The 8,033-nt window shown below is 70.4% G+C and carries 8 protein-coding genes; 2 read left to right on the top strand and 6 right to left on the bottom strand.

Going from position 1 to position 8,033, the window contains the following annotated elements:
• Both ACRDSK_RS29260 and ACRDSK_RS29255 read left to right on the top strand, forming a co-directional pair.
• Nucleotides 1-634 (top strand): sensor histidine kinase (locus ACRDSK_RS29260; protein ID WP_431444587.1); only part of this gene is annotated, 634 nt, incomplete at its 5' end.
• Nucleotides 631-1,314, top strand: a complete 684-nt coding sequence (locus ACRDSK_RS29255; RefSeq protein ID WP_431444586.1) for a response regulator — start codon at nucleotides 631-633, stop codon at nucleotides 1,312-1,314. The genes ACRDSK_RS29260 and ACRDSK_RS29255, both read left to right, overlap by 4 nt.
• A gap of 125 nt (nucleotides 1,315-1,439) precedes the next feature.
• Here ACRDSK_RS29255 and ACRDSK_RS29250 read toward each other — a convergent pair whose 3' ends face one another.
• From ACRDSK_RS29250 to amt, 6 genes are all read right to left on the bottom strand, one after another.
• A complete protein-coding gene (locus tag ACRDSK_RS29250; RefSeq protein WP_431444585.1) occupies nucleotides 1,440-2,048 on the bottom strand; it encodes a GTP-binding protein in 609 nt (202 codons plus the stop codon).
• Nucleotides 2,026-2,424: a DUF742 domain-containing protein gene (locus tag ACRDSK_RS29245; protein WP_431444584.1), complete on the bottom strand. Its 399-nt coding sequence runs from the start codon at nucleotides 2,422-2,424 to the stop codon at nucleotides 2,026-2,028. The genes ACRDSK_RS29250 and ACRDSK_RS29245 overlap by 23 nt, the downstream gene beginning before the upstream one ends.
• Before the next feature lie 64 nt (nucleotides 2,425-2,488).
• Complete coding sequence (locus ACRDSK_RS29240) at nucleotides 2,489-2,920, bottom strand: roadblock/LC7 domain-containing protein (protein WP_431444583.1); 432 nt, start codon at nucleotides 2,918-2,920, stop codon at nucleotides 2,489-2,491.
• Nucleotides 2,917-5,268, bottom strand: coding sequence for a sensor histidine kinase (locus ACRDSK_RS29235; RefSeq protein ID WP_431444582.1), 2,352 nt, complete (start codon nucleotides 5,266-5,268; stop codon nucleotides 2,917-2,919). Before ACRDSK_RS29235 ends, ACRDSK_RS29240 begins: the two co-directional genes overlap by 4 nt.
• A complete protein-coding gene (locus tag ACRDSK_RS29230; protein WP_431444581.1) occupies nucleotides 5,255-6,466 on the bottom strand; it encodes a hypothetical protein in 1,212 nt (403 codons plus the stop codon). Before ACRDSK_RS29230 ends, ACRDSK_RS29235 begins: the two co-directional genes overlap by 14 nt.
• A complete protein-coding gene (gene amt / locus ACRDSK_RS29225) occupies nucleotides 6,463-7,914 on the bottom strand; it encodes an ammonium transporter (RefSeq protein ID WP_431444580.1) in 1,452 nt (483 codons plus the stop codon). Before amt ends, ACRDSK_RS29230 begins: the two co-directional genes overlap by 4 nt.
• Nucleotides 7,915-8,033: the final 119 nt, after the last annotated feature.

The raw sequence follows: 8,033 nt of genomic DNA, 5'->3' as shown, positions 1-8,033 counted from the left end.
CCGCGACATCCATGACACCCTGGGTCATCATCTAGCGGTCATCGCGATCCAGTTGGAGCGGGCCGCCGCGTTCCGGGCGCGAGACGCTCGTGTGGCCGAAGAGGCGGTGGCCGACGCGAAACGGTCGATCAGCCAGGCTCTGCGGGAGGTGCGACAGTCGGTGGGGATGCTGCGTGGGGCGACCGCGTTCTCGTTGCGAGCGGCGCTGGAAGAGCTGGTCAGCAACACCGACGGTCACCACCTGGCCGTGGACCTGCGATTCGACGGAGACGAGGCCGGGGTTCCCAGGCCGGTGTTGATGACGCTGTATCGCGTGGCCCAGGAGGGTCTGACCAACGTGCTCAAGCACGCCCAGGCCAGTCATGTCGTCGTGGACGTGACGCTCCAGGACAAGGCCGCAACCTTGCGCGTAAACGACAACGGGCAGGGATTCGACACGGCCGCGTTCGGCCGCACACCCGCGGGCCGGAACGGTCATTTTGGCCTGCGGGGTCTGCGGGAACGCCTGGAGCTGATCGGCGGGCAGCTCAGCGTCGACAGCACCCCCGGCTGCGGCACCGCCCTGCTGATCACCGTGGCGACCCGTGCGCCGGCGGTCGGGTATCCCGCTGCCACGGGCGCAGGCGCGCCATGACCGGCGCCGAGCGGACGCGACCCTCGGAGGTGCGGGTCCTCGTCGTCGACGATCAGCGACTGATCCGCGAGGGCATCGCGTCCCTGCTCGACATTCAGCCGGGAATCTCGGTGGTCGGGACAGCAGCAGACGGCCGGGACGCCGTCGAGCAGGCCCGCGCACTGTCGCCGGACGTGGTTCTGATGGACGTGCGCATGCCAGTGATGGATGGGGTGGAAGCAACCGCCGCCATCCGCGAGCACACACCAACCTGCCGGATCCTGGTGCTGTCCACCTTCGACGACGACGACTACATCGCCAAGGCGCTCCAAGCCGGGGCAAGCGGGTACCTGCTCAAGGACATCACGGCCGACAACCTGGCCCACGCGGTCCATCTGGCCCACGCCGGTGTCTCCCAGTTCGACTCCACGATCGCGGGTAAGCTCTTCGAGACCGCCGAACCCACCGACACCGACTCCACGCACGCGTCACCGGCCGCAACGTCCGGCCATCCCCCGACGAGCCGGGAGCTGGAGGTGCTCCGCCTGATCGCCGCGGGCGCCACCAACCGCGAAATCGCAGAGAGGCTTGTCGTCAGCGAAGGAACAGTCAAGAACCACGTGTCGCACATCCTCAACCGCCTCGGTCTGCGCGGCCGAACCCAAGCGGCGATCTACGCCCATGCCCACAACCTGTTGTAGCAACGCGCAGACGCTCAGTGGCGAACCAGCGGGTTCGCCGGGCGCGTCAGGCCACCGCGCGGTCTCGAAGACCCAGTGCCGCAGCACAGCACCGTGCCCGTGGTGACCACGGCGGCCACGCACCCTCACTCAGGCGCGCGAATTGCCGCGGCGCGAGCCTCGGCCAGTACGGCAAGGAGCGCGTCACGTACCGAGAGTCGGTCTCTGGCGTCGAAGGTGACCAGTGGGGTCCGCTCGCCGACCGCCAGCGCCCACCGCACATCGTCCAGGTCGTGAGGCAACTCGCCGTCGAAGCGGTTCACCGCGACCACGAACGGCACGTCGGCGTGCTCGAAGTAGTCCACCGCCGGGTAACAGTCGTCCAGCCGCCTGGTGTCCACGATCACCAGCGCGCCGAGCGCCCCGGTGACGAGCTGGTCCCAGATGAATCCGTACCGCTCCTGTCCCGGCGTACCGAAGAGGTAGAGCTTGAGGTCCGGGTCGATGGTGACGCAGCCGAAGTCCAGCGCGACCGTGGTGGTGGTCTTCTCCGGGACATCGCCGGTGCGGTCGATCCGCGCCGCGACATCGGTCATCGCCGCCTCGGTGGTGAGCGGTGGGATCTCCGAGATCGAGCCGACCGATGTGGTCTTGCCCGCCCCGAAGCCGCCCGCGATCACGATCTTCACGGGCGTCGGCGGGCGGCGCCGCGGCGCTGCCCGCTCGAGGCTCTCAACGGATGGATTCGAGTCCACGGATAACTCTTTCGATAGTGTCGACATCGCGGTGCAAGCCGGCCTCGGGCCGCAGCACGGCGAGGTAGCCGAGTGCGGCGAGATCCCCCACCAGCACCCGGGTCACGCCGATGTGCAGGCCGAGCCGCGCGGCGATCTCCGCCACGGACGCCGGCTCGGCGCACAGCGCCACGATGTCCCGGTGTTCGAAGGCGAGCCGCTCACAGTCGGCGAGGCCTTGCGCGGTGGCCACAACCTGCGCCTCGATCTCCAGCGACTCGTCGATCGGCCGTACCCGGCCAGAGGTCAGCAGGTACGGCCGCAATCCGCTCACATCGTCGGCCTGCGCCGGCCCTTGCGCCGGCGATTCTCCGGGCGCGGCCGGAGGATCCGGCACTGGTGGAACGTACGGGCGCACCAGGCTCGGTGTGTACGGGCGGGGTTTCGGCTTGTCCATCTGGTCAGGCATCGACGCTGAGCTTCAGTTTCTCGATGAGCTGCGGGGTCAGTACGGCGCCCGCGCGGTTGGCGAACAGCGCCATCTCGTACGCGATGGTTCCCAGGTTGGCCTGCTTGGACGCGAGTACGCCGAGCACGGAGCCGGCGCTGACCGTGCACACCAGCACGTACCCCCGCGACAGCTCGATGATGACCTTGTCCGGGTCTCCCAGTTGGTAGCAGTCCGAGGCGCCGACCGCGAGACTCATGATCGCCGAGGTGACGGCAGCGAGCCGATCCGCGTCCGGCCGGTCGGCGGACTCGGATCTCGCCATCAGAAGCCCGTCGGACGAGACCGCGATGGCCTCGACGACACCGGCGGTGTCGGATGCGAACCGGTTCAACAGCCAGTTGAAGCTCCGCACCTCGGCCATCGCGTCGGGTGCCGTACTCATCGTGTGGTTCCCTCCTCGTCGAGGGTCGCTCGGCTTGTCCGCTGAACGGATGCTGTTTCCGCGGCGGCGCGCGTCACCGCCGTCGCGAACGCGTCCATGGCCGCGCGCTCGCGCTCCGGATCCCGGAAAGGCGCCGACGCCGGTGTGGTCCGTTGCTGTCCCCCGACGGGCCGCTTCGACCGCGCGACCGCGCCGAGGTTGGCGCCAGGCACCCGGCGTGTGAGGCCGTTTCGGGTCGTTGGCGCGGCGGCCGGGTCGCCAGCGGGCGTAACTGGCCGCGGCGTCGGCGAAGGCGATGGTCTCGGTGACGGCCGCCGCGGCGGCGGTGACGCCGACACCGCGACCGGCGAAGGCCGCGTGGTGGACTCGTCGTTGGCGAACCACCCGAAGCCCGCGTGGTCCCTCACCTGGGACGGCGCCGCCGGTACCAGCGCGGGAGGCATGCCCGCATCGACATGCCGCCCGTGGTGGTTCGGAACCGGCGTGGCCGGCAGGTCGCTGGTCATCAGATGCCACCCGGGCACGCCGATCACGGCGGTGACGCCACCGCCCGGGGTCGGTTCCAGCGCCACCGTCAGGCCGTGACGCCGGGCGAGCCGGCCCACCACGAACAGACCCAGCACCGTGGTCGGGGCGATGTCCAGCCGTTCACGCTGCACGAACCGCCTGTTCTCTCCCGCCATCTGCTCGGCCGGCATGCCGATGCCGTGGTCCACGATGACGATCTGGCAGCCTTCGCCGGTCTGCTTCGCGGAGACGTCCACGACCGTGCCGGGAGGTGAGTACGTCGTGGCGTTCTCCAGCAACTCGGCGAGCAGCTGCGACAGATCCGGTACGAGATCGGGACCGACCGTGACGTCGAAGAACGAGACGAGCCGGACCCGCTGGAAGTCTTCGATCTCGGCGAGCGCGGAGCGCAGCACTGTGGCGAGCCGCGCCGGCCCCGCGATCCTGGCTTCGTCGGGGGCTCCTGAAATGACCAGAAGGTTCTCCGCGCTACGCCGCAGCCGCATCGACAGGTGGTCCAGCCGGTACAGCTCGCCAAGCAGCTTGGCGTCCTGTTCGTCTCGCTCCATCTGGTCGATCATCTGGAGCTGTCTTCCCACCAAGTTCTGGGTCCGCCGGGCCACGCTGGCGAACATCAGCCCGACGTTACCGCGGGTGAGCACCTGCCGCTCCAACAGCAGCGCGGCGGTGCCCTGGACCCGGTTGAACGCGGCCGCGAGGTCACCGACCTCGTCGCGTGACCTCACCGCGATCGCGGCGAGCCGGGGCGGCAGGTCGTCCACGCGTTCTTCGTCGGAGACACGCGCCAGCTCGGTGCTGGCGAGCTCTGCGACAGCGCGGGCGGCGCGTGTCAGCTGGCGCAGCGGCCGCGCGATCGAGCGGCTCACCGAGACACCCAGCGCGACTGCGAGCGCGAAGATCAGCAGTGTGCCCGCGCTCACTGCCCAGGCGGCGACCCGCGCCCCGCCGGCCCGCGTGGTCGCGGCGCCCTCCACATCGCGTACGGTGCGCACCACGAGCAGGTGCCACAGCACCGCCTGCGACTCGGCGATCCCCCGTGCCTCGGCCGCGAACCTCGCACCCAGACCGTGCTTGGCGACCGGTACCCGCTCGGCGAGACCTCGCAGCAACCCCGTGGACTCGCCCTCGTCCAGCAGTCGCATCATCTCGACCTGACCGGCGCGCGCCACCCGCATGAAACGGTCCCGGTGCAGCCCCTGTAGGGCGGAAGCCTCCACCAGCAGCTCCCGACCGGCCGCCGGGTCGACCGCGGCGACCACGAGCGTGGCGCCGATCCGGCTGTTCTGCTCCGTGACGCGGAGCAGGGCGTCGAGGGTCTGCATCTGGCGGGACGCGCCGGTCGATGCACCGGCAGGCCCATCCAACCCGAGAGCGCGCAGCAGTGTGTCAGTCGCCCGGCGGTAGTCGTCGTACACCTGCCTGAGGCCCGCCTTGCGGCCGGCCACCAGGGCACGTGTCCGCTTCAGCTTGGCCAGTTCGTCGAGCGCCTCGACCAGTTGGCGGGACGATCCCGGGGCGACGCTACCGCGCAGGTCCGCCACCGCGTCGTCCACAGCCACCTGCTGCCGCGCCAGCGGGCTCTGCTGGTTGTCGGTCGCGGTAGCGAGGTGGTTCACCGCGGAGAGACGCTCACGCTGCAGCGCGTACAGCAGGCCGGCGACGTGCCGTGCGTTCGTCGCGGCCGAGGCGGTGAGCGACGCGGTCCGCGCGTCGTCCACCCGGGACGCCACAAACGGCAACGCCAGCAACGCGATCGCCAGCAGCGGTGCGAGGAGCAGCAGGTTGAGCTTGTCCCGGACGCCCGTCCTAGTGAACGCCATCTTCGGGCTCCCCTCGGGTCGAGCGCACCGCGCGCCCGATGTGGAGGAGTTCCTCGTTGCTCAGCAGTTCCCGGGCGTCGACCAACTCCGCCGGGACCATCCCGTCCATCGAGTCCTGTCCGGCGTCCGGCGGTCCCGTGAGATCGCCACCGGTTTCCGGGAGTGCGGCCGGGTCCTCCTCGGGCTCCCGGTAGCCGGGAAGGCTGGTCCACAGCAGCGCCGTCCCCAGCAGCAACCCGACCGCCATCGTGATGGCGGCACCGATGCGCTGGTCTTCGAGACCGTCCGCGCGTGTTTCGAGCCGGGAGTCGAGCCTGGTCAGTATCTGATCACCGAGCAGCAGCGCGGCGCTGCGAAGCCGCTCACCCACCTGGTCCACCTCCGCCGGCGCCACCTTCTCCCCGGCGGTGGCCGGTGTCGCCACCTCGAGCAGGGCGACCACCGCGGCGAAGAACTCGTCGAGCGCGGCGAGAGCCTCCCCGTCCTCGGCCACGGCGCCCTCGCTGCCCCGCACGCCCTCGCGGATCGTCTCCCCCGCGGCGGCCACCCTGTCCAGCGCGACGGCGACCCGGCCCGCGGCGACCGTCGACCCGTTGGCCGCCCGACCGCCTCCGCCGGTCGGCGTGCTCGCGGACCGCACCAGATCGGCGACCTGGCCGGAGTGGACCACCACCAACGGAACGCACAGCAGGGCCGCGTGGGCGTCGAACTCGGGATCCGTGGCGAGCGACGAGACGTCGCCCACCTTGGCCACGAGCGCGAGTGCCGTAGTCGTCAACTCGCCGTACGCGCGGTAGGCCTGATCACCGCCCGTGGTCTCACCGAACCCCGCTACTATCTGCCTCCGCAACGTGGACCAACGTTTCTGGGCACGGAGGGCGACTCCGTGCTGACGGTCCACGGCGTCGACCTTCGCCATCGCGGCCCGCAACCCCGCGACATCGACCGACTCGCCGTCGACAGCCCTGGACTGCGCCTCCGCGAGCGCGCCGATCAGCCGGATCAGCGGTTTCAGGTACCGCACCGCGCGGCGCTCGTCCGCGACCTCGCTCTCGCTCTGTCCGGTGACTGACCAGAAGCTGGAGAAGAGATACCCCATCGGGGCGATCAACGCGGCAAGGGCCACGAATACCATGACGATCCGAACGCCGCGACGCATGTGCGGCCGCCGCACCTCGTGCAACCTCCCGCCGGTCATCGCGACCCCTCTCCTCCATCCCGGTGTCGTGTCGGTGTTCCGTACAACCGGCTGTTCGGCGGTGCCGCTTCCGGTCTCGCCGGGTACGGGGAGCCGGGCCGTGGCAAGGGCGCGGCGTGGTGCGAGGCGGACTCCGGCCGGGTTGCCGCTGCGGGCCGCGGCACCAGCGGCGCTTCGGAACGGGCAACGTGCAACGGATCGGCCGGATCCAGCTGGTACGCGGCTTCGCCGTGCTGGGTGAGGTCGACCCCGATCGACTCCGAGCGGGGACTGACCCGGTTGCCGATCAGGCGGTCCAGGAAGGCGCCGATCGCATAGGTGGCGACGAACGAGTACACCGCGACCACGGCGACCACGAGCGCCTGCCGCCCGAGCTGGGCGTACCCGCCGCCGTAGAACAGCCCGTCGGCGCCGGCGGGGTTGATCGCCTTACTGGCGAAGAGTCCGACGCAGAGCGAACCGACGGCGCCGCCGCCCAGGTGCACCGCCGCGACGTCGAGCGAGTCGTCGAGGCCGATCCAGGTCTTGAAGCCGACGAGCAGGGCGCAGATCCCGCCGGCCGCCGCGCCGATCACCAGCGACCCGAGCGGGCTGACAAACCCGGCGGCGGGGGTGACGGCGACCAGTCCGGCGATCGCACCCGAGGCCGCGCCCAGGGTGGTGGCCTTGCCGTAGCGCACCCGCTCCGTGGCCATCCAGGTGAGCACCGCTGCCGCCGCGGCGGCGACGGTGTTCACGACCGCGACGCTGGCGAGCGCGTCGGCGCGCAACGCCGACCCGCCGTTGAACCCCAGCCAGCCGAACCACAGCAGCCCGGCGCCGAGAAGCACCAGCGGCACGTTGTGCGGGCGCATCGAGACATCCGGCCAGCCCCGGCGGCGACCCAACACCAGGGCCATCGCGACCGCCGCCGCGCCGGCGTTGGTGTGCACCACCGTACCGCCGGCGAAGTCCAAGGCGCCGAGCTGTGCAGCCCACCCCTGAGGCGAGAACACCCAGCGGGCTACCGGTGCGTAGACCAGGATGGTCCAGATCACTACGAAGCTGACGTACGACCCGAAGCGCCAGCGATCGGCGGTGGCGCCGGTGATCAACGCGACCGTGACCACCGCGAACATCATCTGGAAGCCGGCGAGCGCCATGGGCGGGATCTGCAGGTCGGGCAGGTGCAGCGCGGCACGGTCGAGGTTCTCCAGTCCGGCATGCGCGAAGCTGCCAACGTACGGGTTGCTGCCGCCGAAGGAGAGCGAGAAGCCGACAAGCACCCACAGCACAGCCACCAGCGCCAGCGCCGTGAAGTTCTGCATCAACATGCCGAGCACGTGCTTGGCTCGAACCATGCCGCCGTAGAAGACCGCGATCCCGGGCAGCATGAGCAGCACCAGAGCAGTGCTCGCCAGCACCCACGCGGTCGCCCCAGGATCGATGGCAGGTGCCGTGAGTTCCACCGGCCCCCCTTATCCATATCTCTAGTTGTGCGAGACTTGCCTTGACCACTGTTCGCGGGCGCTCAGAGGCGCCGCCTGTACGGGATCAATCGACAACAACGATTGGTGCCCGTCCGGAG

It is taken from the genome of Actinophytocola sp., from assembly GCF_050699915.1.
Classification (GTDB): domain Bacteria; phylum Actinomycetota; class Actinomycetes; order Mycobacteriales; family Pseudonocardiaceae; genus Actinophytocola.
This window is presented reverse-complemented; position numbering and strand designations above follow the sequence as displayed.